This window comes from Rothia sp. CCM 9416, assembly GCF_048513535.1.
In the GTDB taxonomy this organism is placed as follows: Bacteria; Actinomycetota; Actinomycetes; order Actinomycetales; family Micrococcaceae; genus Rothia.
Genome location: NZ_JBLXXR010000005.1, coordinates 20,585 through 47,531, shown reverse-complemented (window position 1 = coordinate 47,531; position 26,947 = coordinate 20,585). Strand labels below are relative to the sequence as shown.

At 56.4% G+C, this 26,947-nt stretch carries 25 protein-coding genes; 5 read left to right on the top strand and 20 right to left on the bottom strand.

All coding sequences use genetic code 11. The features are described 5' to 3' along the window. Positions 1 to 113: 113 nt before the first annotated feature. Positions 114 to 404, top strand: coding sequence for a WXG100 family type VII secretion target (locus tag ACN080_RS03745; RefSeq protein WP_419099118.1), 291 nt, complete (start codon positions 114 to 116; stop codon positions 402 to 404). Here ACN080_RS03745 and ACN080_RS03740 read toward each other — a convergent pair. Further along, on the bottom strand, positions 401 to 1,294 hold the full coding sequence (locus tag ACN080_RS03740) for an RNase H family protein (protein WP_419111664.1): 894 nt from the start codon (positions 1,292 to 1,294) through the stop codon (positions 401 to 403). The genes ACN080_RS03745 and ACN080_RS03740 overlap by 4 nt on opposite strands. Positions 1,295 to 1,373: 79 nt before the next feature. Here ACN080_RS03740 and ACN080_RS03735 point away from each other — a divergent pair, with 79 nt between their 5' ends. Then, positions 1,374 to 2,180 carry a 4'-phosphopantetheinyl transferase family protein gene (locus ACN080_RS03735; RefSeq protein WP_419099116.1) on the top strand — a complete coding sequence of 269 codons (807 nt, stop codon included), beginning with the start codon at positions 1,374 to 1,376 and terminating at the stop codon, positions 2,178 to 2,180. A 143-nt stretch (positions 2,181 to 2,323) separates the two neighbouring features. Here the strand turns inward: ACN080_RS03735 and rlmC are convergent, their stop codons facing one another. The 5 genes from rlmC to ACN080_RS03710 all read right to left on the bottom strand — a co-directional run bounded on the left by rlmC (position 2,324) and on the right by ACN080_RS03710 (position 7,092). Further along, positions 2,324 to 3,466 (bottom strand): 23S rRNA (uracil(747)-C(5))-methyltransferase RlmC, encoded by a 1,143-nt coding sequence (rlmC, locus tag ACN080_RS03730; RefSeq protein WP_419110870.1) that lies wholly within the window; start codon positions 3,464 to 3,466, stop codon positions 2,324 to 2,326. A 108-nt stretch (positions 3,467 to 3,574) separates the two neighbouring features. Beyond that, complete coding sequence (locus ACN080_RS03725; RefSeq protein WP_419099114.1) at positions 3,575 to 3,727, bottom strand: hypothetical protein; 153 nt, start codon at positions 3,725 to 3,727, stop codon at positions 3,575 to 3,577. A gap of 217 nt (positions 3,728 to 3,944) precedes the next feature. Continuing rightward, the gene (gene groL, locus ACN080_RS03720) at positions 3,945 to 5,573 is read right to left on the bottom strand and encodes a chaperonin GroEL (RefSeq protein WP_419113083.1); all 1,629 of its coding nucleotides are present in this window, start codon (positions 5,571 to 5,573) and stop codon (positions 3,945 to 3,947) included. Between the two features lie 300 nt (positions 5,574 to 5,873). Further along, positions 5,874 to 6,758 carry a LytR C-terminal domain-containing protein gene (locus ACN080_RS03715; protein ID WP_419113082.1) on the bottom strand — a complete coding sequence of 295 codons (885 nt, stop codon included), beginning with the start codon at positions 6,756 to 6,758 and terminating at the stop codon, positions 5,874 to 5,876. A 67-nt stretch (positions 6,759 to 6,825) separates the two neighbouring features. Beyond that, entirely contained in the window at positions 6,826 to 7,092 is a 267-nt protein-coding gene (locus tag ACN080_RS03710) for a DUF3263 domain-containing protein (RefSeq protein ID WP_419113081.1), read from the bottom strand. 64 nt (positions 7,093 to 7,156) lie between these two features. On the opposite strand from ACN080_RS03710, the gene ACN080_RS03705 reads away from it, so the two are divergent. Continuing rightward, positions 7,157 to 7,831 (top strand): uracil-DNA glycosylase, encoded by a 675-nt coding sequence (locus tag ACN080_RS03705; RefSeq protein WP_419113080.1) that lies wholly within the window; start codon positions 7,157 to 7,159, stop codon positions 7,829 to 7,831. 118 nt (positions 7,832 to 7,949) lie between these two features. On the opposite strand, the gene ACN080_RS03700 is transcribed toward ACN080_RS03705, so the two are convergent. From ACN080_RS03700 to ACN080_RS03650, 11 genes are all read right to left on the bottom strand, one after another. Continuing rightward, positions 7,950 to 10,022, bottom strand: coding sequence for a threonine/serine exporter family protein (locus ACN080_RS03700; RefSeq protein WP_419113079.1), 2,073 nt, complete (start codon positions 10,020 to 10,022; stop codon positions 7,950 to 7,952). A 68-nt stretch (positions 10,023 to 10,090) separates the two neighbouring features. Further along, complete coding sequence (locus ACN080_RS03695) at positions 10,091 to 11,191, bottom strand: lipid II:glycine glycyltransferase FemX (protein WP_419099108.1); 1,101 nt, start codon at positions 11,189 to 11,191, stop codon at positions 10,091 to 10,093. Between the two features lie 339 nt (positions 11,192 to 11,530). Continuing rightward, the gene (locus ACN080_RS03690) at positions 11,531 to 11,809 is read right to left on the bottom strand and encodes an HPr family phosphocarrier protein (protein WP_168614631.1); all 279 of its coding nucleotides are present in this window, start codon (positions 11,807 to 11,809) and stop codon (positions 11,531 to 11,533) included. Between the two features lie 127 nt (positions 11,810 to 11,936). Next, complete coding sequence (gene ptsP, locus ACN080_RS03685) at positions 11,937 to 13,634, bottom strand: phosphoenolpyruvate--protein phosphotransferase (protein ID WP_419113078.1); 1,698 nt, start codon at positions 13,632 to 13,634, stop codon at positions 11,937 to 11,939. A gap of 26 nt (positions 13,635 to 13,660) precedes the next feature. Continuing rightward, entirely contained in the window at positions 13,661 to 15,670 is a 2,010-nt protein-coding gene (locus tag ACN080_RS03680) for a PTS fructose transporter subunit IIABC (RefSeq protein WP_419113077.1), read from the bottom strand. A gap of 57 nt (positions 15,671 to 15,727) precedes the next feature. After that, entirely contained in the window at positions 15,728 to 16,690 is a 963-nt protein-coding gene (locus tag ACN080_RS03675) for a 1-phosphofructokinase family hexose kinase (RefSeq protein ID WP_419099105.1), read from the bottom strand. Then, entirely contained in the window at positions 16,687 to 17,478 is a 792-nt protein-coding gene (locus ACN080_RS03670) for a DeoR/GlpR family DNA-binding transcription regulator (RefSeq protein ID WP_419104803.1), read from the bottom strand. Before ACN080_RS03670 ends, ACN080_RS03675 begins: the two co-directional genes overlap by 4 nt. Before the next feature lie 106 nt (positions 17,479 to 17,584). Then, on the bottom strand, positions 17,585 to 18,025 hold the full coding sequence (locus ACN080_RS03665; protein WP_419104804.1) for a VanZ family protein: 441 nt from the start codon (positions 18,023 to 18,025) through the stop codon (positions 17,585 to 17,587). Further along, positions 18,025 to 19,140 (bottom strand): histidine phosphatase family protein, encoded by a 1,116-nt coding sequence (locus tag ACN080_RS03660; RefSeq protein ID WP_419111669.1) that lies wholly within the window; start codon positions 19,138 to 19,140, stop codon positions 18,025 to 18,027. The genes ACN080_RS03665 and ACN080_RS03660 overlap by 1 nt, the downstream gene beginning before the upstream one ends. A gap of 149 nt (positions 19,141 to 19,289) precedes the next feature. Next, positions 19,290 to 19,940, bottom strand: a complete 651-nt coding sequence (locus tag ACN080_RS03655) for an ABC transporter ATP-binding protein (protein ID WP_419111670.1) — start codon at positions 19,938 to 19,940, stop codon at positions 19,290 to 19,292. 11 nt (positions 19,941 to 19,951) lie between these two features. Next, on the bottom strand, positions 19,952 to 22,153 hold the full coding sequence (locus ACN080_RS03650) for a hypothetical protein (protein WP_419113076.1): 2,202 nt from the start codon (positions 22,151 to 22,153) through the stop codon (positions 19,952 to 19,954). A gap of 494 nt (positions 22,154 to 22,647) precedes the next feature. Here ACN080_RS03650 and ACN080_RS03645 point away from each other — a divergent pair, with 494 nt between their 5' ends. Beyond that, complete coding sequence (locus ACN080_RS03645; RefSeq protein ID WP_419113075.1) at positions 22,648 to 23,373, top strand: HAD family hydrolase; 726 nt, start codon at positions 22,648 to 22,650, stop codon at positions 23,371 to 23,373. A 42-nt stretch (positions 23,374 to 23,415) separates the two neighbouring features. Beyond that, entirely contained in the window at positions 23,416 to 23,937 is a 522-nt protein-coding gene (locus ACN080_RS03640; protein ID WP_419113074.1) for a hypothetical protein, read from the top strand. A 149-nt stretch (positions 23,938 to 24,086) separates the two neighbouring features. Here the strand turns inward: ACN080_RS03640 and ACN080_RS03635 are convergent, their stop codons facing one another. From ACN080_RS03635 to ACN080_RS03625, 3 genes are all read right to left on the bottom strand, one after another. After that, complete coding sequence (locus ACN080_RS03635; protein WP_419111673.1) at positions 24,087 to 24,743, bottom strand: methionine ABC transporter permease; 657 nt, start codon at positions 24,741 to 24,743, stop codon at positions 24,087 to 24,089. Position 24,744: 1 nt separating this feature from the next. Next, entirely contained in the window at positions 24,745 to 25,803 is a 1,059-nt protein-coding gene (locus ACN080_RS03630; protein WP_419099096.1) for a methionine ABC transporter ATP-binding protein, read from the bottom strand. 194 nt (positions 25,804 to 25,997) lie between these two features. Continuing rightward, positions 25,998 to 26,882, bottom strand: coding sequence for a MetQ/NlpA family ABC transporter substrate-binding protein (locus tag ACN080_RS03625; RefSeq protein ID WP_419099095.1), 885 nt, complete (start codon positions 26,880 to 26,882; stop codon positions 25,998 to 26,000). Between the last annotated feature and the right edge of the window lie 65 nt (positions 26,883 to 26,947).

The following is a 26,947-nucleotide window of genomic DNA, read 5'->3' as shown; positions in this document are numbered from 1 at the left end:
ACACGGGGGTAGTCCGCGCCAGGTGAGGGGGCTAGTGTCAAAACACCGGTAGCCAGTTAGACACCGGCACCGGTAGCCAACGACCCAATCTTTATGCAAAAGGAGAGCCTCCCATGGCACAGTTCAACGTCGATGCAGACCTCATCGCCAGCAAGTCAGCCCAAGCCCGCGGCCAGGTAGATACCATCGTTTCAGAGGTCAATGCGCTCACCACCTCCCTCCAGGATCTGCAGGGATCATGGACCGGCTCAGCCTCTGCCAACTTTCAGGGGGTCCTAACTAACTGGCGCAATACCCAGCGACAGGTCGAAGAGTCCATTGCCCAAATCAACGAGGCCCTATCACGGGCCGGCATCAACTACTCCGATACCGAACTGGCTAACGCCTCAATGTTTGTCGGCTAGGCTCGGGTGTCCTGGCGGTAGCGGAGCTTCCAGCTACCGCCAGTAAGCACCCAGGTACTTGAACGGATCAGCAGGCCCTTATCCGTAGGCACTCTGGTTACTAGCAGGGTTGCCTCAGTACCTAACTCAGTTGCCAAGACTTCCTCGACAGGCCCACTACTAGCACAAGCACGCAGACGGTAGTGAAGGACCGTATCGCGGTCAGTTACCTGGCCTGTTGGAACAACCCAGGCTAGCTCCGGGTGAAGCAAGCTGCCCAGTAGCTTTTCAGACCCGTAGATTGAAGGGTTCAGCGTTTGCAGTTCGCAGCTACGGGCCTCTTCCACCGCGTCATCAGCTACCTGCTCTGTGGGCGCTAGAGTCTCAGGGTCAGGGGTATCTGCCGCGGAGTCATCAGGAAACTCTTGCGAGCTCTCACCCTTACCCCAGCCAGGCCCGGTCAGAGGTTCCACGCCATCGCGGTAGGCTTGGGCAGCCTCATTAGCTCTCCGATCAGCCGCCTCATTGAGGGGGTGGCCGGTGTGGCCCTTGACCCACTCAAAAGAATAGGAGCGGCCCTCAATGGCGGCATCCAGTGCCTGCATGAGGTCAAGATTCTGTACCGGCTTACCGTCCGCTTTCTTCCAGCCTTTCTTCTTCCACCCCGGCAACCAGCGGCTAATAGAATCAATGGTGTATTTGCTATCGCAGATAATGTGCAGATGGGTTTCAGGAAGGTGCGCCGTAGCCTCGAAGAGGTCCAGAACAGCTTTGAGTTCACCCATGTTATTTGTCCCGTGAGCCCACCCTCCGGCGGCCCACCGGGTTTCGTCAATGTACCAGGCCCAGCCTGCGGGGCCGGGATTACCCAGGGCAGATCCATCGGCAGCAGCAATTATTTTCTCGGTCATGGTTCCTCTACCCTCCTACGGACTAGCCATTCCATTCTACGCCCGGCTATAAGAGGGTAGGCACAGCTAGAATAGGAGCATGGTTCACGCTTCAATAGTTGACGGGGCAAGTCACACCCGACTGGCTCTCTTTCTGATGCCCCCGGAGACCTTGCGGAGCGGGCACGGTGTCAGCTGGCTGGCCTACGTTGGTATGACAGAGCAGAAGCGAGCCGCAGAGTATGCAAGCCCCGAAGAGGCCATGAGCTACGCGGCCCAGCACACCCTCATGCGCTGTATCGCTGCTACCGTACTCGGGGTAAGGGATGCAGAAGCCTCACAGATTCCCGTAGACCGCTCCTGCAGTCTCTGCCTGAAGTCAGCAAGCCACGGAAAACCCCGCCTTGAGGGAGTAAACCTGAACATGGCGCGCGCCCTTGGCCTGGCCGCCGGTGTGTACTCAGCATCCGATACTGCCCTTGGAATTGACCTGATTACGGTAAGAGACCACTACTTTGACGGCTTTGACCGTATTGCACTAGCTGACTACGAAAAACGTGTCGTGGATTCGCTCCTACCGGATCAGGCCCGGCTGGTACGCCAGATGCTCTGGTGCGCTAAAGAAGCAGTTCTCAAGGCCAGCGGACACGGACTATCTGTTAAACCTAACCAGGTGATGCTAGCGCTACCGCCCCTACCCACCGATATCGGTAGCGTCCACGGGCTCACAGCAGGTGCCAAAGCCTACCTACCGGAGCAGGCAGAAGCGGTACCTTTTTGGATTACCTGGCAGGTCTACGAGGACACCCATCTCGTAGCTGTTGCTAGTAAGGGACCTCACCATCTAGAAGCGCAGAAGGTAACCGCTCCCTATATGGTCAAGCGAGCTCTCACACCCCCGCTTTAAAGACAGACCTTCATCGGAGCCTCTAGTCAATCAGGCAGAGAAACTGCCAAGAGTCAAACGCCTGGCCTGGCTCATTTCTGCCCCTACTAGTGTGAGGCTCTTGGTGACCTGACCAGTGCAGCCTGAGCTCTCTGAAGCCTATGTTAGCTGAGCGAATAGCGCTCCAAGAGCACAATTGTCTCGTAGTGGCTACTGTGGGGGAACATGTCCATAACCCGGCCCTTGACCGCTTGCATCGAAGGCATCTGGTGCAGGTCCTTAACCATGGTAGCTAGGTTACAGCTTGAGTAAATAACCCGCTCGATACCGCTGGCCTCAATCCAGGTCGAAAGTTCAGGGCCAAGGCCGCGACGGGGCGGGTTAAGCACCAGCAGGTCGGGTACCTGACCGCTTTCTAGAGCGTAAGCCCTGGCATCCTGAGCGGAAAACTCAATACCGGTTAGGTCGTACTCGGCCACCGCCCGGCGGGCTGACTCGATAGCCTCAGGGCTGATTTCTATGCCGGTAACTTTGGCCTCTTCGGGCATGACCTGCGCCGCGTGGAGGGCAAAGCCGCCCACACCGCAGTAGAGGTCCCAGAGGGTATTGGGCTGGGACTCTTTTACCCATTCCTGCCCCTGGCGGTAGAGAGCTGCTGAGACCGCTGTATTGGTCTGGAAGAAGCTCTGCGGGCGTAGGTGGAGCGTTAGGTCGTTGACCTGCATCGGTAGGGTCTGGCGTTCGCTCAGGATGATTTCTTCGTCGCCCTCCACCAAGGCGATATGTTCCCTGAGCAGGTTAATACTAAGAACCGCGAGCTGAGGGAGCTGGGTGTGGAGCCAGTCAAGCTCGCGCCGGATAGGTACCAGTAGTTTCTTGGAACGAAGCACAAAGCGAATGAGAAGCTCACCGGCCTCAGAGGCCGTCACCAGAATATTTTTGAGCTCGCCCTTACGCCGGGCAACGCTATAGGGGGTAAGCCCCGCCCGGCTAATTAGCTCCTTGAGCACCGGGAATGTATCTGCTACAGGTGCGGTGTAAAGCTGACAGTCGCTCAGGTCTACACTCGCACCGTCCCGGCTCAAGATACCGAGCCTTGGTTCCTGGACGCTTCCACCCACCACCAGCTTAGCCTTGTTCCTGAACCCGGTTTCAGCACTCGCCACCGGTGCTAGCCACTCGATACCGGGCCACGGTGCCATCAGTTTGCGGGCATCGCTCTGCTTCCCCTCAAGCTGTTGTGCATAAGGGGTAAGAATTAGTGAGCAGGAGCGGCACAGGCTGGCATCGTAATAGTGGCATTGCATAGCGTGACTATCTTACCGCCCCCTGTAAGCAGGCGGTAACGGAAGATAAAAGCCGGCACCCCGTTCCGGGGTGCCGGCTCAAAAGGAAAACACAATCACTATTAACTTTTAGCCACCGGCCCCAAAGGCAACATCCTGGCGAAGGGCCTCATTGCTCTTCTTCTCCAGCTTGGTCCACCCATCTGCTAGGTAGGCACCCAGCAAGAGAGCCAGCAAGCCTACGATAATTGCGTAGAGAACAAGATCCACGAGTGTGGCCATGAGCCTCACACCTTTCAGTTTCGCCTTTGAGACTGATGAGTAAAACTTAGAGGAAACCTCTTAAGTGATTTAAAGAATACTCCCAATAAGTGTGAACCACAATACCCTTATCTGCATTTTTTAGTCAGCGTCCTTAAAAGAGAACTCCGCCCACCCCAAACGGGGCAGGCGGAGTTCTCAGCTCAAAGAGAGGCTACTTACCAGAGCAAGCGGCAGACTACATCATGCCGCCCATGCCACCCATGTCGGGGGCAGCCGGTGCCGCACCAGCAGGCTCAGGCTTATCGGCAACAACAGCCTCGGTGGTCAGGAAGAGACCGGCAATTGACGCTGCATTCTGAAGAGCTGAGCGGGTGACCTTTACGGGGTCGTTAATACCGGCAGCCATCAGGTCCTCGTACTCACCGGTTGCGGCGTTCAGGCCGGTACCAGCAGAGAGGTGACGGACCTTATCGACGACGACACCGGGCTCCATGCCAGCATTGAAAGCAATCTGCTTGAGGGGAGCGTCGATGGCAACACGGACGATGTTGGCACCGGTTGCCTCATCGCCGGTCAGTTCCAGCTTCTCAAAAGCCTTCACGCCAGCCTGAATCAGGGCAACACCGCCGCCGGGCACAATACCCTCTTCAACAGCGGCCTTAGCGTTGCGGACGGCGTCCTCGATGCGATGCTTGCGCTCCTTGAGCTCAACCTCGGTAGCAGCGCCGGCCTTGAGCACAGCAACACCACCGGCAAGCTTAGCCAGACGCTCCTGCAGCTTCTCGCGGTCGTAGTCAGAGTCAGAGTTAGCGATTTCGCCACGGATCTGAGCAACGCGGCCCTCGATGGCCTCAGGGTCACCTGCGCCTTCGATGATGGTGGTCTCGTCCTTGGTGATAACAACCTTGCGGGCCTGGCCCAGCAGGTCGATGGTTGCGGTATCAAGTGACAGGCCAACCTCTTCGGTAATAACCTGTCCACCGGTCAGAATAGCGATGTCAGCCAGCTGAGCCTTCCGGCGGTCGCCAAAGCCAGGAGCCTTAACGGCAACAGACTTGATGGAGCCGCGCATCTTGTTCAGAACCAGCAGGGCCAGGGCTTCGCCCTCAACATCCTCGGCAACAATCAGCAGGGGCTTACCGGCCTGCATGACCTTCTCCAAGACGGGAACCAGGTCCTTGACGTTGGAGATCTTGGAGCTAACGATCAGGATGTAGGGGTCCTCAAGGACAGCTTCCTGACGGTCAGCATCGGTAACGAAGTAGCCGGAGAGGAAGCCCTTATCAAAGCGCATACCCTCGGTCAGTTCAAGGGTCAGGCCGAAAGTATTGGACTCTTCAACTGTGATAACGCCTTCCTTGCCGACCTTCTCCATAGCCTGGGCAATGAGCTTACCGATTTCGGGGTCACCAGCGGAGATAGATGCGGTTGCGGCGATTTCCTCTTCGGTCTCAACTTCCTTGGCAGAAGCGAGCAGTTCAGCGGTAACAGCTTCTACAGCCTTTTCGATACCGCGCTTGAGGGAGAGGGGATCAGCGCCAGCGGCAACATTGCGCAGGCCTTCGCGGACGAGAGCCTGAGCTAGAACGGTTGCGGTGGTGGTACCGTCACCGGCAATGTCGTCAGTCTTCTTTGCGACCTCCTTGACCAGCTCAGCGCCAATCTTCTCGTAGGGGTCTTCAAGTTCGATTTCCTTGGCGATGGAAACACCATCGTTGGTGATGGTGGGGGCGCCCCAGGCCTTCTCCAAGACAACGTTACGACCGCGGGGGCCGAGAGTTACCTTTACTGCGTCTGCGAGGGTGTTGAGGCCCTTTTCAAGACCGCGGCGTGCTTCTTCATCAAAAGCAATCAGCTTTGCCATATGGCTTTCGCTCCTTCTGGAACATTAGGTGTGAGCGCGATTAGTCGGTGCCCGCGACGGACGGCGCTACCGGGGCCGCCATAGGGGCGGCACGGGGAGAACCTCACCAAGAAATCGCTCAGGTGTTTTACTCAGAGCCACCCGGGTGCAGAATCTAGCACATGATTTAGCAGTCCAAGCCTCTGAGTGCTAACTACAATCTTGGCACCTGAGCCCAGAGCGCGCAAACCTATTATTCGCTTTGAGAAGCCTTAATCGCCAACAGCGCACAAAGCTACAGCTCCCGGGCTTAGATCTCGCTTAGCCCTGTGTGTATGTTCCAGTAGCAGAATCGTAGATATAGGCACCGGCAGGATCCAGTACATAGGTGCCGGTAGCAGGGTCCAGGCTGTAGCGCTGGGTGTTCTGGGTAGCGGTTCCCGTAGTCGCTGAGGCTGGTGAGCTGGCATCAGTTCCGGAGTATTCAACGTAGGCACCGGTAGCGGGGTCCACACGGTAGAGAACCTTACCCGAGGCCAGGGCCTCTGTCTTGCTGGTGGCGGTGTAAGTCCCGTTCACCGGGTCATAGACGTAGAAGAGCTGGCTATCCTCTGTTGCTGTCGAGGTGGCAGCATCCGCGCTGGCCACTTGGGTCTGCTCTGCAAGCGCGGTGGGGTCGAAGTCTGCTCCGAGCACCACATAGACCTCACCGGTCTCGGCCTGGAAGTCTTGGTTGATGTAGGCAATACCTAAGAGGTCAGCGACTTCGTTGGCTTCTGATGAGGCCCCGGTAGCAAAGTAAACCATGGACTCGGTGGCATAGGTGCCGGTCCAGTTGGTGGTTTCAGTAATCTTGTAGTTTGCTTTTTGCAAGACACTGGCGGCGGTGCTGGCTGAGCCTTCGGGGGCGCTTGAGTTATAGACCGCTACGGTAACGCTAGCTGGGTTGGTGCTGGGGCTGGCATCGGCGGTAGCTGTTGCGGTGGCTCTTGCCGATGCGGTCGCGGTTGTGGTACCCGGGCCAGCAGTCCGGGGCGAAACCACGTACATGATGCCGCCCACCAGGAGGGCGAGAATACCGCTGATGATGACAGCCAGCAGGCCGGCCCGTGAGGTTGAGGTGTCGGTGACTCGTCCGCGGTAGGCACCCCGCCGGGAGGAGTTTTCTTCGACATCATCGAACTCGTCACGGGGGTAGGTGTTCACTGGTCGCCTCTTTCGGTGCACGGTTGCTACGGGGGTCAGCTTCTAGGGTACACTCCCCCGCCCTGTTTTAGGTGAGTCGGTTGCGTGTGAGCCGGAGCTTGCGGGTAAGGGCCGGTTCAGCGGCAATAGCGCGCGGATTATCGATCAGTGCATTGAGTTGCTGGTAGTAGGCAATCGGGCTCAGCTCCAGGTCTTTGCTGATGGCCTGTTCTTTACTTCCCTGGTACTTGAAGCGTTTTTTCTCCATATCTAAGATGGCGCGCTCCTGCTCGGTAAGCCGGTGGGTAGAGCTAGTCTGAGACTCTGGTGTGGGTGAACCGGCTGGCATGTTCATGGGTCTTCTTTCGGTGGTCTAGTCTTATAGGGAGAATACCGCATACAAGAGGAGAATAAGCGCCGTGCCTGCTCAGCCCCTACACGAGATTATGGACCCGGACTGGGCGCAGGCCCTGGCACCCGTGGAGCCTCAGATTAGGGCTATGGGTAATTTTTTGCGGGCCGAGCATCAGGCTGGCCGGGACACCCTGCCCCCTGGCCCGGATATTTTTAGGGCCTTCACCTACCCCATGAGCCAGGTCAAGGTTCTGGTGCTGGGTCAGGACCCCTACCCTACCCCAGGGCACGCTATGGGGCTAAGTTTCTCTGTACGTCCCGAGGTCAGGCCGGTGCCACGTTCCCTGCACAATATTTACAAAGAGCTCAACACCGATCTGGGCATCATGCCCCCGGATCACGGGGATTTACGGGCCTGGAGTCAGCAGGGGGTCATGCTCCTCAATAGGGTTCTTTCGGTGGGTGCTGGGGCCGCAGGTTCCCACCGCAACCTGGGCTGGGAACAGGTCACTACCGCCGCTGTTCAAGCCCTGGTCGCCCGGGGCAGGCCGCTGGTAGGGCTACTGTGGGGCGCAGATGCCCGCTCCTGCAAACCGCTACTGGGTGGCTACCCCTGCGTGGAGTCACCGCACCCCTCGCCGCTCTCTGCCTCGCGGGGTTTCTTTGGCTCTCGACCCTTTAGCCGCGTCAATGAGCTCTTGCTCGCTCAGGGGGCCTCCCCGGTGAACTGGGCTCTCTAAAGCCCTGAAGCAGATCGGAAAATCTACCGGTCTCAGTTATCTGTCCCACTCAAGGCGGCAGCTGAGAATGCCACCCCTGGCCGGCTCCTAAATGATAGGGGGAAGGTCTGGGCTCACTTTAGCGGTCCCGAGTATCTTTCGGATCTTGTTTTTCTGTTTGGAGCTGACCCGACGCTTGCTGAATAAAGTACTGCATCAGGTAGCTACCGAGGACCACCCCAGACGCCATAGAAAGGATAATTGAAATTGCCGCAACCATCCCCGGCACACCAGTCGAAGGATTAGCCTCTACGGTGAAGATATAAAGGCCCCGGAAAATGGAAAGACCGGGCAGGAGAAAAGTTAGGGCCGGTACATAAAAGATAGAGGCTGGGGCCTGCAAGCGGTAAGCCAAGAAGGTGCTCATGAGGCCAATGACCAGAGCCGCAAAAGCGGTATTGGCACGTCCTGCACCAGCCCCAAAAAGGAAAGTGTAGCCCTGGTAGACCCAAAAACCACTGGTAGCAATCAGTAAGTTCCATAAGAGTGTCTGCCAGCGGGCGTGAGTTGTGACCGCAAAAGCCAGGGAAGCTAGCATAAAGAAAAGGTAGCTTACCCCCAAAGAGGCCCCCACAAAGCGGGTCTCGGTAATATCTAGTTCTCTAATGTCTAGAGCTGTCAGGACTGCCACCGCTGAGGCAAGCCCCACCACAATACCCAGAAATGACATGCCCGTCGAGACGAACTTACCTGCTGCGGTCAGCGGGAAACCGTTGAGGGCGTCCTGGACTGTTGATACTAACCGGGCGGTGGGCAGAAGCATGATCAGGCCCGCAGCCACAATGTGCGGTGCGCTCACGTGGAGCCCCAGCTGGGAGAAGATAGACGAGTCATCGGAAATAAGAATAGATGCGAACGTTACGACGCCCGCGCCCGCAGCCATGTTGAAGAAGCTGGGCATCTTGAGACGTGAAATCACACTGTTCACAAAGTGAATGGCCAAAAAGACGATACCGCCTACAGCGCCCGCCGCCAGCGAACCGCCCAGAGCCAGCACCAAGGAGAAAGCCGCTAGCATGTTAGCCAGCATGATAATCATGGGCGAGTAGGGCTTCTTAGCAGTATTAATGCGGTGCAGGCGGCGTTCAGCCCGATGCCGTGGCAGATTGCCGGCGGTAATCTCGGTGATTAGCTTATAAATGTCATCTAGGGCCGCATAGTTCTCGGACCAGGAACGAACCACGCGCAATACCGTGTGGCTAAAGCGTTCTTTGCTCGAGGACATGGCTCCGGAGCCGGAGAAGTCAATTGCCCGGGTCTGGTCATCAACCTCATCAATATCTGAGACGTAGTTGATAATAACCGACTGGTTAGTGATGTCGATTTCAACGTCTTCCAGACCATAGGCGGCGCACACCGCAACGATTGCGGAGTCCACATCGACCGTATCTGCCCCGTAGTGGAACATGGTCTCAGCCAGTCGCAGGGAGAAGTTGAGGACCTCACGCGCTTCTTCTTTCTCGCGCACATACTCGGCCCGGTGGGCGGAGGCGATATTGAAAGGGCGCTGGGCCAGGCGGGCGATGCCGCGCATCGGTTTGGTCAGGGACTGGTCCGTGCTCACAAAGGACTTAAGCGACGAACGCATACGCGAAGGCCGCTTGGGTGCAGTCAGGGGCCGTGCCACGGTATGAGCACCCGCTACCGAGGGGTAGAAAGCCTTCTGGAGTCCGCCCGTCCTTGACGCTGTGGGCCTATCATCGACTGGTGGAGGTGTTGCTTCCGTGCTGGGCGGTTGGGCCTGGTTGAGACTCAGGTCAGTGGCCGGCCCAAATGCGGAAGGTACCTGATAGGTTGGCGGTGCTAACTGGTCAAAGGCAGATGCTGGAGCGGGGCTTGCGGTAGGGCTATCCTGCCCCTGCACCGGTGAGCTGGGGGCATCTCCCAGATGAGCCAGGGCATCGCGAAGCTTGGGATCGCGCACCTGAGCCAGGGACACTACCGGAAGCGCACCACCTAGCGACCGGGGGGCTTCCGAGTCCTGGGCAGCAGTCTGCCCCGTAGCGGGTAGCACAGATACTGCAGTGTCGGCACGGGGCAGAAGCCCGGTTTGTCCAAAGGCACCGCTATCTTCTGTCTTATCAATACCTGTTTCAAATGCAGAGGCAGAAGGGTATGCCTTCTGCTGCAAGCCGGTAGAGCTCTTGCTCACTGAAAGGGATACTCCTTCCGCCTGATCGGTGAAAGTTCAAGATAACCGCCAAAGCGGTTCGTGCTGGTTTAGTAGAAAGGCTGACCGGTCTTACGAACCCAGAGCTGACGCATGACCTTCTCAACACTGGTGTTCCAGGCCTTATATTTGAACGGTGAAAGCACCTGGTCCCAGACACCAACGTAGTCGATGACCTCCTTGGTGAAGGAGGTCTTAAAGAGACCCAGGCCGTAGTGGTGGTGTTCCTTGTTCTTCAGCTGGTCCTTTGGCGGGGTGCCGCAGAAGTCGTAGCTCTTGATACCGAACTCTTTCATGAGGTCAGTCAGCGCAGTCCACTGCACCTGGTGGGAGTCACCGTACTGCTTACGCCGGGGCTTGGAACCGCCGTCCTTGTAGGTTCCCTTTTCCCCGTAGCGAATGACATAAGCGCCCACGGAAGGTTCACCGTCTTCATAGGTGAAGTAGAGGCGCCCCTGCCCGGCCTTTTCAAAGGTGGTCCAGAAGTCGCGGTAGTAGTCGTAGGAGCGCAGGTTCACCTGGGCGTTGCCCTGGCCCACAGTGTCCATGAGGGCGTACATCTTCTTCATGTTCTCTTCAGTTAGCGGCACGCGCTCCACCTGGCAACCTTCGCGCAGTGAACGACGCACGGCATTACGACCGCGTGAGGAGAGCGACTTGAGGACCTCCTCTTGGCTCTTATCGGTTGCCAGAATAGCGGTGGAGTCATTGGGCTGAATATTCCAGCTCTTGACCAGGCCGCTCTTAGCCATGAGAGCCTTGGTGGTTTCGTCAGCGATGATATCGGGTTCAATCTTGATAGCAAAAACGCCGAGCTTTTCGCGGGTGACGAATTCGCGGTTAGCGTCCAGGATCGCGGGGATCTCTTCAACAGAGTTCACGCCGGGACCCTTGATCATGTACCAGATCTTGCCCAGGGCAGGAACAGACTTTTCAAGAATCAGGTTGTAGCTGGCGAAGGGAGCGCTCTCACCGTTCAGGACGGTGGTGCCTTCGTAGACCAGGTAGAGGGGCTTCCAGCCGTGCTTGGCTTTGACCGAGGCGAAGGAAGCTGACTGCAACAGGTTACCGCCGCCGGGGCTGGCGATGACGTGTTCATCCCATTGGGCGATTTCGGTGTCTGTGGCGAAGCGGGCGGTGAAGTCTCGCAAGGTCCCTCTTTTTCAGGTTGGGTACGCGGGTGAACGCGAAAAATTCTAGGTTCAGTGTTCCAGTTTATCGACTTGTCGCTAACCCGTGTAGCCCGCAAGGCGGGTAGGGTGCGTGTTTTATGCTAAAACACAGCCTGGCCCCTGCTCCATACGGGGCGGGGGCCAGACATGTAAATCAGTTAGCGACACAGTATGTCGTCGCCGTGAAGCTTTAATTACTTGGCATCGTAATCAGCCAGCAAGTCATCGTACACGGTGACTTGGGAGCTGGTGAAGGTGGTGCGGTGAGCGAAGCGAACCCCGTAACCGACCACGATGACACACAACTACTTCAGATAATTACTCGGCGTCGTGGTCGGTCTCGAGGATCTTAACCAGGCTGTCGAGTGCTTCTTCAGCGCCTTCGCCTTCTGCACGCAGAACGACCTTGTCGCCGTGCTTAGCACCGAGTGACATCAGGGAGAGAATGGAAGCTGCGTCCATTGCCTCGTCTGCGGGCTCACCTTCAGCGGCGATGGTAACTTCAACGGGGAGGTCACCTGCTGCTTCAGCAAAAATCGCTGCGGGGCGGGCGTGCAGGCCAACACGGCTTGCGATGGTGGCAATACGTTCTGCCATGGGATTCTCCTTATAAAGAGTGCGGATTTGTTGTCCACTACTGAGTCTAAATCAGGGGCAGCACCTTTGGGGCGTGTTACCCCTGATTTTGACGACTTTTATTCAGCAATGAACGAGTTGGTTTAACTTACAGACCGAGCTCATCGAGGATGGGCAGTTCAGAGCGAGCTGCCGCCTTGGCTTCAGCCGATGAGATCTGGCTCAGTGCCTTGTGAGCAATCTGTTGTGCCTTCTCGGGGGTAACCGACTTGAGCACAGCGGAAACAGCGGCCATAGCGCCAGCATTCATGGAGAGGGTATCAACACCCAGACCAACCAGGACAACAGCCAGTGCGGGGTCAGCGGCAGCTTCGCCACAGACCGAGACGTACTTCTTCTTACCGGCAGCTGCCGAGGCTCGCTTGGCGCCTTCAACAGTTAGCTTGATCATCTTCAGGACGGCAGGCTGCCAGGGGTTGTTCAGGTGAGCCAGGTCGCCCAGCAGGCGGTCAGCGGCCATGGTGTACTGAGTCAGGTCGTTGGTACCGATAGATACGAAATCAACCTCGCCCAGGATAGCCTCAGCGTTTACAGCGGCGGCAGGGGTTTCTACCATGACACCGCGGGTCTTCAGACCAACCTCATCGAGCATGTTCTTGAAGTTACGGGCTTCGCTGGTCGTTGAAATCATCGGAGCCATGACCCAAATGTCAGCTTCGGTGCCGTCAGCTGCTGCCTTAATAGCCTCAAGCTGACGCTTAAGAACACCGGGCACAGTCCAGTCGGTGCGGAAGCCGCGAACACCCAGCGCGGGGTTCTCTTCTTCCTTGACGTTGAGGAAGGGCAGGGGCTTATCGGCACCAGCATCGAGAGTACGGACTACGATGTGCTTGCCGGGGAAGGCATCAAAAACAGACTTGTACGTTTCGGTCTGGGTCTCCACCGAAGGCTCGGCATCGTAACCCAGGAACCCGAACTCGGTGCGGAGCAGGCCAACGCCTTCTGCCTTGAGGCCGGCTGCCTTCTCGGCGCTCTTGCCGTCACCGACATTAGCGTAGAGGGGTACGCGGGTACCGTCTGCCATCACCCCAAGACCGTCGAAGTCTGCCAGTTCCTTGCGGTTAGCGTACTTCTGCGCCAGGTCGCGGTGCTCAGCGGTGACCTCGGTTTCAACGACGCCTTCGTTAGAGTCGATGTAAACCTCGGTACCGTTTTCAATCTCGGTAACCCCCTTAGCGGCAACGATAGCGGGCAGACCCAGGCCTCGGGCCAGGATAGCGGTATGAGCCTGGGGGCCACCGTCAGAGGTAATCAGAGCGATCACCTGCTTAGGGTCCAGGGTTGCGGTATCAGCCGGTGCCAGGTCAATAGCAGCTAGGATGAAAGGCTCAGACGACACCGGAATACCGGGGGCCTGCTGGCCGGTCAGATCAGCAACGATGCGGGCGCGAACATCGTGGATGTCGGTCACACGCTCAGCCATGTAGCCGCCCAGGGCAGCCATCTGGTCAGCAAAAGCCGATGCGGCTTCCCATACAGCGAGTTCAGGTGCCTTACCCTGCTTCTCCACAATCTGGATTGCGCTCTTGAGCAGGGCGCGGTCAGTTGCCATCTGTGACGTGGACTTAAGCACTGCCTTGCCGTCACGGCCCGCATTTTCAGCACGCTCTAGCAGACCGTTCTTGACAGTCTGGGCAGCGGCCTTAATACGTTCAGCAGCCTGCTCGGCAGTCTCCTCAGCTGACAGCTTCAGTGATGAAGAGGGGGCCTTGATAGGTTCAGGCATCTGCAAAACTTTGCCAATGACGCGTCCGGCGTAGACGCCGACGCCAGTGTAGGTAGTCATAGTGTTTTCCTTAGTGTTGGAGGGGTTTAGGCAGTTGCCTCGGCCTGACGACCGGCAAGTGACTTGAGAACAATATACATGACAGAGCCGACGATAGTGCCTGCCAGAGCCGCAAGAAGGAACATGACCGGATTCTGCACAAGAGCGATAATCCAGACACCACCGTGAGGCGCAGGGGAAGCAACACCAGCGCCCATGGAGATAGCACCGGCAACAGCGGCACCAACCATCGATGAGGGGATTACGCGCAGGGGGTCAGCGGTCGCAAAAGGAATGGCACCTTCGGAAATGAAGGAGGCACCCAGCAACCAGGCGGCCTTACCGTTCTCGCGCTCAGGGGCGCTAAAGAGCTTGGGACGAACAGTGGTTGCCAGAGCCATAGCCAACGGCGGCACCATACCGGAGATAATGACAGCGGCCATGACCTGCTGGGAGGCCAGGGTACCGGCGGATAGGCCTGCGGTCGCAAAGAGGTAGGCGGCCTTGTTAACGGGGCCACCCAGGTCAAAGCCCATCATGGCGCCCAGGATAAGGCCCAGCAGAAGGGCAGAAGCACCGGTCATGGAGTTCAGCCACTCAGTCAGTGAGCTGGTAATCCAGGCCAGGGGTGTACCGAGCAGGAAGAAGATCAGACCGCCTGCAAAGAGAGTAGCGACCAGCGGGGTAATCACCACGGGCATCATGGATGCCATCCAGCGAGGTAGCTTCAGCAAGGAGAGCCAGTAGGCGCACAGACCGGCTAGCAGGCCTGCGACGATACCGCCTAAGAAACCACCACCAACAAGCACGGCAACAGACCCGGCAATGAAGCCCGGTGCGATACCGGGGCGCTGGGCCAGACCGTAGGCGATATAGGCCGCCAGAATCGGAACCATAGCGTTCAGGCCAAAGGCCCCAATCAGGTGTAATGATGCCCCTAGATAGAGAGATAGGGGCACTCCATCAAGGTTCAAGAGGCTGGGATGCGTAACTGAATCATCTTTAAGCCCCAGGATAAGCTGAGGATCAACGTCACCTAGGTTGGGCATGGTTACTGCTTCGAGCATGAAGCCGATAGCCAGAATAATGCCGCCAGCGGCCACAAAAGGAATCATGTAGGAGACACCGGTCATCAGTGCCTTATAGATGCGGCTACCCCAGGGGCCGCCCTCATCGGCTGATTCGGAGGAGTCGGCGGAGCTAGGGGCAGCAAGGCGCTTACCGCTGGGGCTAGCGGCCTCAGCCAGGGCCTCTTCAAGCATGACCTTGGGTTCGTCGATAGCGCGCTTAACAGCCCCCTCAACAAAGGGTTTGCCGACAAAGCGCTCACGCCCGCGAACGGGCAGAGCTACAGCAAAGACAACGGCATCTGCTTGATCAATTTCGGCCTGGGTCAGCTTTTCACCGCCGGAGGACCCCTGGGTCTCCACCTTGAAGTCATAGCCCAGCTCTTCGGCGGCGTATTTGAGGCCGTCAGCTGCCATATAGGTGTGGGCGATACCGGTGGGGCAGTTGGTCACAGCCACAATCTTCTTACGGCGGGCAGAAGACTCGGTAGCGGCTTCTGCCACGGGGGTAGCTGAGGGAGCTTGGGGTGCTTTCTCGCGCACGCCCAGAGCATCCTCAACCAAGGCAAGGACCTGGCTGGCGGTTTTTGCTTCGCGCAGTGCGGCGGTAAAGGACTTTTTCATCAGTGAGCGGGCCATCTGAGAAAGAATCTTCAGGTGGGCTTCATCCCCGTCTGCCGGCGCGGCAATGAAAAAAATGAGGTCAGCGGGTCCGTCCTGGGCACCAAAGTCAACGGCGGGTTTAGGCCGGGCCATTGCAAGGGTGGGTTGGGTAACGGCCTGGCTCCGGCAGTGAGGAATGGCGATACCGCCGGGAATACCGGTGTCGGTTTTCTCTTCGCGGGCGCGGGCCGCCGCGTAGAGGGTGTCATAGTCGCTGGACCGGCCAGCTGTGGTGACCAGCTTAGCCAGATGCGCTATAACCTCAAAGCGGGAGTTTCCGAGGTCCTCATCAAGGCTGATGAGGTCCGCAGTGATCAGAGCAGACATGTGCTCCTCCTCGGGGTATGGGTGGGTGAGTAATACTGATGTGTCTTTTGGAGTTATCTACAGAACCAGTTGGCGCAGGGTCACCAGTGCAGGTGCAGTTGACTCCACAGTAGGCACCTGGGTACCGGGCAAAGAAGCGGCGGCTGAGCCGTGAGCTACTGCCTGGACCAGGCATTCAGGCAGAGTTTTGCCCTCTTCGTGGGCAATGAGAAAACCTGCCAAGGAGCAGTCCCCTGCCCCGACGGTGGAACGAACTTTCACCGGCTCGTGGACTGCGTGCCAGGCACCTTCAGCAGTTACCAGTACAGCGCCGGCCCCGCCCAGAGTGGCCAGGACCATTTCGACACCGCGGTCTACCAGTTCCTTGGCGGTAGCGGCGCTCAGCTCGGGGTTCTTTTCCAGTTCGTCGGCCATCTCTAGCTTGCCGACCAGTTCGGCCAGTTCCTCGGAATTGGGCTTAATGAGGTTGGGCATACCGTCCAGGCCAACCAGCGCATCACGCAGGGCCGCGCCAGAGGTATCGACAGCTATTCGGGGTGCTTTTTCGCCAAGGGATTCGCGGATAGAGCGACCCACGACCGCGTAGTAGTCGGTGGGCACACCGGCAGGCAATGAACCCGCCAGAACCAGCCAGGAAGCGTCAATGGTTTCTTTAATCATCAGACGGGTGAGCTGTTGCTGGGCAACGTCATTCAGTGGCTGACCGGGCGCATTAATCTTGGTGGTGGTGCCATCGGGCTCAACCACGGTGATGTTGGACCGGATGGGCGAGCCAATCGGCATATTCACAAAGGGAACGCCCTCGTCTTTGAGACCGGCCAGGACGGGGTCCTCAGCGTCGCCGGGGAGTACCGCAACGGTCTCAAAACCGGAGATATTGAGAGCACGCGCGATATTTACGCCTTTGCCGCCGGGGTCGGAGGCCGCCCCGCTGGCGCGCTGAACGGCTCCGCGCTTAATTTGGTGGTCTAGCTCCACGGTGCGGTCCATACTGGGGTTAGCGGTTAGGGTTACGATCATGCGATAAGCACCTCTACATTGGATTCTTCAAGCGCGGCAGCAAGTTCACCGTCGGGCGCTTTATCGGTAATAAGCGTGTCAATATCGCCTAGACCTGCGAACCGGACCAGGGATTCCTGGCCGAACTTTGCGGAGTCACACAGTAGGACGACGCGACGGGCAGATTTAACAATGGCGGTTTTGACGATAGCTTCGTTCAAGCCGGGGGTACTGAGTCCAAACTCGGCGTCCAGCCCGTTCACACCGATGAAGGCGATATCGGGGCGGATCGTTTCGAAGTGGGCGGCGGCACGGGTTCCTACAGCGGCCCAGGTCATTTTGCGGAGTTGCCCACCCACCATATCGAGCACGATGCCATCGGCCTCAGCAAGTTTCACGGCGATGTGAAGCGCATGAGTAATAATCAGGCGGTCGGCACCAGATTTAAGAGAAAAATCAGCGGCAGCGATACGGTCAGCTAAAATTTCGATAGTTGTACCTGCATCAAGAACAACGGCCCCGGCATCGGAATCGCGCAGTAGCTCGTAGGCACGCAGAGCAATTTTCTGCTTTTCGGGGGTGTTCATGTTTTGGCGCAAGGCTATGGAGGATTCAACGGATGTTGACTGCTCTACAGTTACAGCACCACCGTGTACTCGGCGCAGTTTTCCATCGGCTTCGAGCGCGGCGAGGTCACGACGGACTGTTTCCATCGTGACTTCGTAGCGTCTAGCCAGGTCTGCGCCGTTGACACGGCGTGCTGAAGCTACCAGCTTTGCTATTTCGGCACGTCGTTCTTCAGCGAACATGTCTTTATCACCTTAAAGATTGAGATGGGCTAAATAACCCTATTATTAGTTGATTTTATGTGGGTTTTTGTGGGTAAGTCAATGTAAACCCCTAGAAAAAAGGGCTTCAATCGCTCTTTTTGTTGCGTTTTGCTCTCGTTTTGAGCAAGCCTAAGGCGAAAACCCAACCGATAACACAGCCTAAAAAATTGGCTAAAACATCCAGCGGTGAGCTGGTTCGCCCCGGCATGAAGTGCTGGATACTCTCAATGCTAAGGGTAGAGACTAGCCCGCCTAGGGGAATGAGCCAGAGGCGTTCGGGGCGCAGGAGCCAGGTAAAAAGTAGGCCGCCGGGGATGAACATGACCACGTTGGAAAGCCATTCAACCTGCCCGTAGCCGAACCAGGCAGGTAGCCACCCCTGGGCGTGAGCATGAGCCAGCAGGCGGGCTAGAGTTTGGCCGGTATCGCCCGAGTCAACGTGTACAGGCCAGAAAACCATAAAGGCTACAGCGGCAAGGTAAAGACCTACCAGGGCCCACCCCGGGGCTTTAGGGTAGCGAGCCACTAGATTTTGCCGTTCAGCAGGGGCTCAGCATTCTCGTTCCAACGGGCCAGCCCCACCAGATCTACCTGAAAGGGTTCAGCGTTAGCGATGGTTCCAAATTCGTAGCCGTGGGTGGCAGAAAGTGCCCGGCGGATCAGGGAGCCGTGGGACACCGCAAGTACCCGCTGACCGGGGTAGTCCCGGGCGATCTGACGCAGGGTCTCGATTCCCCTGGTGTAGACAGAGCGTTCGCTTTCAACCCCGGCGTAGTAGGCATCGGGTTCCCTGCGGGCCTCAGCGGAAATATCGAGCCCTTCTGCCTGACCGTAGCCACGCTCCACCAGCCCCTCGTAGGTGCCTGCAAGGGTCAGGCCAAAGGCAGCGGCCATAATATCGGCGGTTTCTTGGGCCCGAGAAAGTGGGGAGGAGACCACCACATCAAAGGTGAAGCCGCGCTCAATCAGGGAGCGGGCGGTGTCACGGGCCTGGGATCGGCCGGTATCGTTGAGGGGAATGTCGCTGGATCCCTGCATGAGGCTGAGCTTGTTCCAATCGGTCTGACCGTGGCGGATCAGCATAATGGAGCTGGCGCGGCGAGCCGGTGCTAACTCGGTAACCGTGCCGTTGTCGGGAACCGGGACTTTCTGGCCGGTGCGTGAGCTCATCAGGCGGGAGATGAGCATACCGTGAACGGCGATAATCAGGTTCTTACCCGGGTAGTCAGCTTCTACCTGTTCCAGGGCCTGCTCTACCCTGTTGAGGAAGTCCCCCAGGGGTTCAATATCGGCGGTTTCGTTCTCGACAGTTTCCCATAGCTCAGGGTAGTTTTTGATGCCTTCGAGGTCTTTAAAGGAGCGCTCTGCTAGACCCTCGTAGGAGCCCAGTACGGGCAGGCCCAGCTCATCGGCAATAATCTGCCCGGTCTCTGCGGCACGGGAAAGGGGTGAGGTGACTACGCCGTGCCAGGTGAAGCCGGGGTCTGTTTCTTGCTGGGTGTGGGCGTACTCACGCAGGTTGAGGGCAGCCTCCTGGGCCTGGGCACGACCGGTGTCGTTGAGGGGTATATCGCTAGAACCCTGCAAGCGGCGCTCTAGGTTCCAATCGGTCTGTCCGTGTCTGATAAGTACGCTAAGCATGGCTCCCATTATCTCAGGTGTGAGCGATCCCAGCAGGTTTTATCCGGTGTTAGCTTGCTCTAGACTCCGGCCCAGGTATTAAGCCTTGTTACATTTACTAGCACTTAATTCAGAAAATGTAACAAGGCTGGTCTTCACAGGACATTCACCTAATTTGCGCTGAGATCAAAGACCCTGTCACAGCGTTGGGCTACATCCGGATCGTGGGTCACAATAATCAGTGTTTTGCCAAATTCACGGTGTAGCTGAAGCATTTCAGAGATAGAGGCAAGCGCCAGCTCCTTATCAAGGGAGCCCGTGGGCTCGTCAGCAAGGATGAGGTCTCCCGGCTTAAGTAGGCATCTGGCCAGCGCCACACGCTGTTGCTCCCCGCCCGAGAGGGTAGCTACCTTCTGATTAGCAAGATGGCCGATAGAAAGCCTGGCAAGAGTATCTGCAATGCGCTCACGTTTTTCTGTTAGGGGCTCTTTGACGTATTCCATACCGAGCAGAATGTTCTGTATAACAGTTTGGGAAGGAATAAGGGCGAAGCTTTGAAAAAGGTAATTAATGGTGTTGCGACGGAGCATCATTGCCTGGCGGGTACGGACACCGGGAGCGGGGCGACCGGCAATTGTCAGATTGCCGGAGGTAGCGGTTTCGAGTAACCCAATGATATTCAGCAGGGTCGATTTACCGGAGCCTGATCTTCCCACAATTGCTAGTGAGGTACCCTCAGCGACATGTAAGGAGATGCTGTTCAGCACTACTCGGTCGCCAAAGGTTTTAGAAAGATTGGAGACTTCCACAAAGTTTTCCATAGTTCACCTTCCTATGATTCTTTAATGAGGCTCACCATGTTTGAGTAAGCGAATTTTTGAGCAAGTAGGTAGAGGAGTACCGGCTGACCAAGCAGCATGATGAGCGCCAGAATGATACCCACTTGGGAGGAGGCCAACACCATTACCGCTAGACCCCCAAGGTTGGTCAAGATAACCAGTAGATAGGCAGGTTTGAAGGAAGCGAGGAGGGAGTGCCCCAGCAGTCGTAGCACCGCTATCTTATTCCTGTTAAGAAGTGAGTAAATGCCGGTAAAGGCACTCAAAGCCACAGCTACCAAAAGAACCAGCAGCAAGGTCACTGTGCCGAACAGCTGAAGGTACTGCCGAAGGCTTTTCTGCAGACCGGCAACAAAGCTCTCAGAAGAGATAAAGACCGGCTGATTATCTGCCAGACCATACCGTGATAGATAGGCCGCTGATGTGTACTGGTTAACGGCTTCTTCTGACAATTTCACATAGCTATCTGCCAGGCCGGAGGCTGCCAAACTTTCTGATTCGAAATAGGTCATATTTGCTGCGGTTGCCACGTAAATCACTACGTCCCGGCTGCGAAAGTCCTGCCGGGGGTCGGCGCTCCACGTAAAGAGTCCCTCACCGGGAGAATAGCTGTCGAGATAACTTACCGGGTTCTGGGTAAAAGGCGTGCTGATATCTTGCTCTGCTTGCCCCTTCCTCAGAGCTTCGGCTTTCAGCCAACCGCTAATTGAAGCTAGGTCCTCCTGATTAAAGTGATCCGGCAGGAGAAAAACCTGTTGCCCCGCTTCGGCACGCTCCAAAGTCTCTGCCGGTATCTGAAGGCCAATTTTCTGCAGGTAGCTCGGGGAAGCCGCCATGTACCAGAATTCTCTGGTGGGTACTTCTTCCCCAAGTTCTCTCCATTGCTGAAGCAACTGCTGATCGACGTAGTAGGTATTGACCAGTGAAACACCGCTTTCGTTCTCTATCGATGCATACCAACGGTAAAAATCTGCAGCGTATTCGGTGGACTGACCGGTAAAGCTCGTACTGTCAGAGCCCGCGCTTTGGGAGTAAAGAATATACTCATCGGCAACCCGGCCCCATTCCCTCTGCACCGTAGCAGTCTTCTCTACTTCTCTGAGAGGACCATCAAGGTAGGAAGCTGTGATATAAAGCCCTGCACTGGTAGCGACAAAAGCCCCTGCCAGCATGAAGGCAAAAAGCTTTTGCGGTGTGTAGCCCCGAACCGCATGGATGGGCTTCATGCCAATAACTACCAGCGAGGAGAGCAGAAAGCTCAAGACCGTGATAAAGACCGTAGCTCCAAAGGGGTAGAAGAGGGCAGGGAGCATCTCCACGCTAAATCCAAAGCTGTGGAGGGTCAGCCAGCTACCGAAGAGAGTAATCAGTAAGGCTGGGAGGAGGCAGTATAGGATGGGTTTGAAGAGATTAATCAGGTAATCAGTTTTTGACCAGCCCAGAATGAGGTAGGTACCCAGTTCTTTTGCTCCCTGGGTGACATAGATGAAAAAGACTAGGGTCAGCAAAAGAGCTAAGGACAGCACCGCAAGGGTAACGAATACAGGTAGAAGACCTGCGTCCTTAGCATGACCAGATAGTGGGGTCAGCAGGTTTTCTTCGCTACTACCGGTGAGGGTAGAAAGACCGCTCACAAAATCAGCAAATTCCTCTTCACCGAGGCCATACACGGTATAAGAGCCGTTAATAGTACCGGTTTCTTCCACTAGGTCGCTCAGCTTCCCCAGGCTAAAACCGGGAGCAAAGGTGACCTCGGGTAAAGTCTCCAGAGTATCTTCTGAAACCTTATAGAGACCCAGAGTTTTTCCCTCTTCTGCGGCCAGAAGCTCCGTTAGATTTTCCCTGTTTAAAATACTGATGCCCAGGTAGTCCAGTTCCGGTACAGAAGTTAGATGAGCTCTATCAGCCAGGACACCCCAATGGGTGCCCGCCGCTGAGCCGTCCACCGCTGAGAGTTTGTCATCGGCCCGTACCAGAAAAGCCTGCCGGCGAGTAGTTTCTGTCTCTAGGTAGCTCTGTACGACAGCAGTGTTTCCAGGACTAACACCGGAAAGAGTAAAGTGTTTTCCCTCAGCTAGATAGCCTTCAAGAGTAGCGGTATAGGCATCTGCTCTCATCAAGGCGAAAAGGGCGGCGCTGGCTACAGCCAGTAAGAGCACAAGAGCACAAGCACAATATTTAAGAGTATGCCGCATGGTGTCATTATCTCCTTGTACTATTTAATTAGCCGCGACAATTCCAATAAGCAGTTGCTTGACCAAGACCAACATACTGGCTCGCCGAGGCAAGCACACCAGGCCTCTTCCACCCTGAAAAAGTGGTATTAGCAGTCGCTGAGTGGTCATACACTCCACTCTGCACATTGGAATAGCTATTCACACCCCAGCTAGGACCATGATCCCAGCTCACAGCGCTACCTTTGTAATAAACAGTAGCCGCTTCAGCTACAGTGCTGGCACCCATCATAGCCGTCACTGCAATCACCACTCCTGCGGTAGCCTTCAACATTTTATTCCTCATAACGATCACTTCCTTGTGATCAACAATGAGACAACAACACCATGCGTGAGATAAAAATAACAAACAAAAGTGATTTACGCAATATTTCTACATGTTTTTCTTTCATATCTCCGGATGGCTGGGGTACGCCATCTGTCACCATGGCCTAGCAATGTGAGAGCATGGAACTATGTTTGAGTTCTCCTTAAGCCCCGACTGGGCACCGCGTTGTGCTGTCTTTGACTGTGACGGCGTCATTCTGGATTCCGAAACAACATGGGGACAGATCCAAGGCCAGGTCTTTAAAGGCTGGGGAGTCGATTACACCCCTGAGCTTCAAGCTTCCCTGGTCGGCTACACTGCCTACGACGTTGCCCGCCACCTAGCAGAACTCTCCCAACCTGCAGGCCTCACAGACCTGGGTAAGCAGGAGCACTACCAGCAGGTACTCACCGATCTCCTAGCCACCGAACGTGCCACCATCGAAGCCGGAGTCGATGAGATTCCCGGAGCCATTGCCCTGATCAAAAAACTGGCTCAGCACATTCCCGTAGCGGTAGCCTCCAACTCAACAGCACCAGTCCTCGAAACAAAAATCCGGGCCGCAGGCCTATCAGATGTCCTCACCACCTGGGTTTCCTCCGACGACGTGGCCAAGGGCAAACCAGCGCCCGACATCTACCTGGAAGCTGTCCGCCGTCTGGATGGAAGGCCAGAACTGACCCTCACCCTTGAAGACTCCGTTGCAGGCCTCACCGCAGCTATTGCCGCAGGTACTCAGCCCCTTGTCTACCTGGGCGAACCCACCGATAAACCGCTCTTGCTTACCGCCGGTGTGGGCCGCTGCGACTCCTTCACCGACCCCCAGCTCCTGGCACAGGTAGAGCGCTGGTTTTCTACCGGGTCACCTCAGTAAACTAGAGCCAACACTTTTGCCCGCCAGCGCAAGGAACAGGTCATGAACCACAAGGATTCCCAGAGCAAGCCCTCCCGCTACGGTAGGCGGCTTGAGGACCTCTCCGAAGACGAGCGCGCCTACTATCGGGAGTTCCTCCCCCCGCAGGCCACCCCCACTCCCCCGGCTCAGCAGCTGCCCCCGCTTAAACCTGCCCGGCAGGCTAAGCCCCGCACCAAAAACCCTTGGTATTGGGCGCCCCATTTACTCACCGCTATCGCCGTCGTTCTGGGGCTCATCTCCTTCCTGGTCATCCCCGAAGTCTACAGCCATGTAAGTGCTGACCTTCGCCGCAACTACGTCATCCTGTGGGCTGAGCTGGCTATGTTCTTCTTGCTCCTTGCCGCCCTGCTCTACGGTATTTTTGCGCTGGCCGCCTGGAGTGATCACGATGATCTAGACGACGACAGGCTCATTCGCCCCACCGACTACGCCGAACAGCTCTGGGAAAAAGAGATAGAGCACAAGCGGGGCAAAGGCCCAGGAGATCTCTACGATTCATCGTGGATTAGCGGTAAAAAGTAAGACGCACCTTTAAAAATATCTACCCCGCACCGAGGTGCGGGGTAGATATACGGTTAGGGTTTCTTGCGCCTGTCAGCAGGCTGGCACTCGGCTTAGAAGAGGCTCAGCTGGCCGTTTCTCAGGCGCTTACCTGTTCACGACCGGCAAGCTCATCGGCGCATGACTTTACGGGCCAGCATATTACCAACCAGCTGAATAAGCTGAACCAGAATAATAATGACCGCAACAACGCTCCAGGTCACAACCTCGTTGAAGCGCTGGTAACCATCGACCAGGGCAACCTTACCCAGGCCACCACCACCAATGTAACCGGCCATAGCCGACATATCGACCACGCCAATCACCAAGAAGGTATAACCCAGAATCAGGGGGCCAAGAGCCTCGGGAATCATCACGGTCAGCAAGATACGGGGCTTTGATGCCCCCATTGCACGGGCCGCTTCAATCACGCCAGGATCAATAGAGACCATGTTCTGCTCAACGATACGGGCAATAGCAAAAGTTGCGCCAAAGACCATAGCGAAGATAGCGGCGTTCACGCCCAAGCGGGTCCCCACGATAGCCTGAGTGAGCGGCCCCAAAGCCGCCAACAGAATAATGAAGGGAATAGGGCGGACAACGTTCACCACAATATTCAGCACAATGTTGACACAGCGGTTAGCCAAGATATTGCCCTGGCGGGTGGTGTACAGCAAGACCCCAAAGAAGAGGCCCAGCGCACCGGCCACCAGCATGGTGAAGCTGACCATGTAGAGGGTATCACCCAGGGCAGGGAGCAGTTTGCCGTTAATAAATGTTGCGTCCATGCTAGCGGACCTCCTGCACACGGGTGACGGTCTTAAGTTCAGCGATAACAGCGTCCAAGCTGGTTACATCGCCAAGAAGTTCAAGAGTTAGGTTGCCGTAGCTCTTACCCTGCAAGGTCTCCAATCCACCCTGCACAATGTTGAAGGAAACATTGCGGCTCCCCAGGTAAGAAAGGACCTTACCGATACCCTTATTACCCTCAGTAATTTCAATGTTAATGAGGTACCCGCGGTGACGCTTTTTAAGTTCAGCGGCTTGGGCACCAACGGGAAGAGACTTGACCGCGGTACCCACAAAACGCTGGGCGGTGACGGTCTGAGGAGCCGAAAAAACGTCGTAGACATTGCCGCTTTCAACGACCCTGCCCTTCTCCATGACAGCCACACGGTCAGCGATAGATGAGACAACATCCATCTCGTGGGTAATCACAATGACGGTGATACCCAGCTCCCTGTTGACTTTCTTGAGCAGCTCAAGGACCTCAGCGGTGGTCTCAGGGTCAAGGGCGCTGGTTGACTCGTCAGCCAGCAAAAGTGAGGGAGAGGTCGCTAGAGCACGGGCAATACCCACACGTTGCTTCTGACCGCCTGAAAGCTGATCGGGGTAGTTCTTAGCCTTATCCGAAAGACCCACAAACTCTAGGAGCTCCGCTACACGGGCAGTACGCTTAGCCTTATCCCAGCCCGCAACGATCAGGGGAAACTCGACGTTACCCGCCACCGTGCGAGAGTGCATGAGGTTGAACTGCTGGAAAATCATACCAATGTTGGTTCGGGCCTGGCGGAGCTGGGACTCACGCTTACCGGCAATCTCTAGACCATCCACGGTCAAAGAACCACTGGTGATACTTTCCAAGCCATTAATCAGGCGAACAAGGGTCGATTTACCGGCACCGGAGTAACCAATAATGGCGAAGATTTCGCCCTTGTTGATGGTCAGATCAACATCGTCTACTGCGGTAACGGTCTTCTTACCGACCTTAAATTCTTTGGTCACCTTCTTCAGCACAACCATAGGCTCGGAGGCCTGGTTGTCTGATACTGCTCGTTGTTGGGTCATCTCTTCTTCTTTGTAAGGTTTGGGAGGGCAGCTACCCCATCACGGAGAAACCTCAGGGGAAACAGGAATAGGTAAAGCGGCAACCGCCCTAGCCTAGTCCAACATTCTGCCCCGGAGGGGCAAAAGGTCTAGCCTACCCCAAGTTGGTTGCCGCCCTTATTGCCTGCATCACGCTGTGTGATTAAAACCGAGGACTACTGCTTACGCTTCTTAGCTTCCAGGTCGGCAAGGGTTGAACGCAGGTCTGCCAAATCGGTGTTAACCTCAACTGCGGTTCCCTCAGTCTCTTCCTGGACAGCTGCCAGAACCTCATCGCTGTGGAAGAGTTCTACGATCTTCTTGTAGGTTTCGTTATCAGCGTCATCTGCGCGGGAGACGAAGAGGTTGACGTAGGGGCGAGCGCTGTCGTTAGCGGGGTCGTCCTGAGCCAGAGCGTCCTTGGGGTTAAGCCCAGCATCTTTCAGGAAGTCATTGTTGATGACCGAACCATCCACTGATTTGAGAGCAAGAACGGTCTGAGCTGCATCAACGGGGGTGACTTTAACCTTAGAGTCAGCGGTGTCTACATCGTCCACGGTGGGTGAATCGGTGTCTTTGGTGAAGGACACAAGACCGTTAGCCTCAAGCAGAAGAAGAGCGCGAGCTTCATTAACGGTGTCGTTGGGGATAGCGATTTCAGCGCCCTGGGGCAGTGCAGAAATGGAATCGTGCTTCTCAGAGAAGAGAGCCATGGGGTAGATCACGGTGGGGCCAACAATCTGCAGGTTGTCGTTGGCCTCAACGTTGTAGTTGGAGAGGTAAGCGATGTGCTGGAACCAGTTGAGGTCAATTTCACCGGTACTGAGCGCGGGGTTGGGCTGAGTGTAATCGGAGAACTCAATAATCTCGATATTGATGCCCTCAGCCTTGGCCACTTCGACCAGCTTGGCGTTGGAGTCAGATGCGCCGACAACACCGATCTTGATAACATCATCGGCTGATGAAGCGGAGGCAGGAGACGCTGAGTCTGATGATGAGCCGCAGGCTGCAAGACCAAATGCGAGGGGTACGAGAGCCAAAGTGGCAACAAATTTCTTCACGGCTATGAATCTTTCTGTTGGGAAAATTGATGGGTGCGGCCACGATTCAGCGGTTTACCGGGGGC

What these genes read in the sequence shown, in the direction of transcription:
- ACN080_RS03745 (WP_419099118.1), top strand. Translation starts at nt 114, where the DNA reads ATGGCACAGTTCAACGTCGATGCAGACCTCATCGCCAGCAAGTCAGCC.
- ACN080_RS03740 (WP_419111664.1), bottom strand. Translation starts at nt 1,294, where the DNA reads ATGACCGAGAAAATAATTGCTGCTGCCGATGGATCTGCCCTGGGTAAT.
- ACN080_RS03735 (WP_419099116.1), top strand. Translation starts at nt 1,374, where the DNA reads ATGGTTCACGCTTCAATAGTTGACGGGGCAAGTCACACCCGACTGGCT.
- rlmC (WP_419110870.1), bottom strand. Translation starts at nt 3,466, where the DNA reads ATGCAATGCCACTATTACGATGCCAGCCTGTGCCGCTCCTGCTCACTA.
- ACN080_RS03725 (WP_419099114.1), bottom strand. Translation starts at nt 3,727, where the DNA reads ATGGCCACACTCGTGGATCTTGTTCTCTACGCAATTATCGTAGGCTTG.
- groL (WP_419113083.1), bottom strand. Translation starts at nt 5,573, where the DNA reads ATGGCAAAGCTGATTGCTTTTGATGAAGAAGCACGCCGCGGTCTTGAA.
- ACN080_RS03710 (WP_419113081.1), bottom strand. Translation starts at nt 7,092, where the DNA reads ATGAACATGCCAGCCGGTTCACCCACACCAGAGTCTCAGACTAGCTCT.
- ACN080_RS03690 (WP_168614631.1), bottom strand. Translation starts at nt 11,809, where the DNA reads ATGGCAGAACGTATTGCCACCATCGCAAGCCGTGTTGGCCTGCACGCC.
- ptsP (WP_419113078.1), bottom strand. Translation starts at nt 13,634, where the DNA reads ATGACTACCTACACTGGCGTCGGCGTCTACGCCGGACGCGTCATTGGC.
- ACN080_RS03680 (WP_419113077.1), bottom strand. Translation starts at nt 15,670, where the DNA reads ATGTCTGCTCTGATCACTGCGGACCTCATCAGCCTTGATGAGGACCTC.
- ACN080_RS03675 (WP_419099105.1), bottom strand. Translation starts at nt 16,690, where the DNA reads ATGATCGTAACCCTAACCGCTAACCCCAGTATGGACCGCACCGTGGAG.
- ACN080_RS03670 (WP_419104803.1), bottom strand. Translation starts at nt 17,478, where the DNA reads ATGTTCGCTGAAGAACGACGTGCCGAAATAGCAAAGCTGGTAGCTTCA.
- ACN080_RS03660 (WP_419111669.1), bottom strand. Translation starts at nt 19,140, where the DNA reads ATGCTTAGCGTACTTATCAGACACGGACAGACCGATTGGAACCTAGAG.
- ACN080_RS03655 (WP_419111670.1), bottom strand. Translation starts at nt 19,940, where the DNA reads ATGGAAAACTTTGTGGAAGTCTCCAATCTTTCTAAAACCTTTGGCGAC.
- ACN080_RS03650 (WP_419113076.1), bottom strand. Translation starts at nt 22,153, where the DNA reads ATGCGGCATACTCTTAAATATTGTGCTTGTGCTCTTGTGCTCTTACTG.
- ACN080_RS03645 (WP_419113075.1), top strand. Translation starts at nt 22,648, where the DNA reads ATGTTTGAGTTCTCCTTAAGCCCCGACTGGGCACCGCGTTGTGCTGTC.
- ACN080_RS03640 (WP_419113074.1), top strand. Translation starts at nt 23,416, where the DNA reads ATGAACCACAAGGATTCCCAGAGCAAGCCCTCCCGCTACGGTAGGCGG.
- ACN080_RS03635 (WP_419111673.1), bottom strand. Translation starts at nt 24,743, where the DNA reads ATGGACGCAACATTTATTAACGGCAAACTGCTCCCTGCCCTGGGTGAT.
- ACN080_RS03630 (WP_419099096.1), bottom strand. Translation starts at nt 25,803, where the DNA reads ATGACCCAACAACGAGCAGTATCAGACAACCAGGCCTCCGAGCCTATG.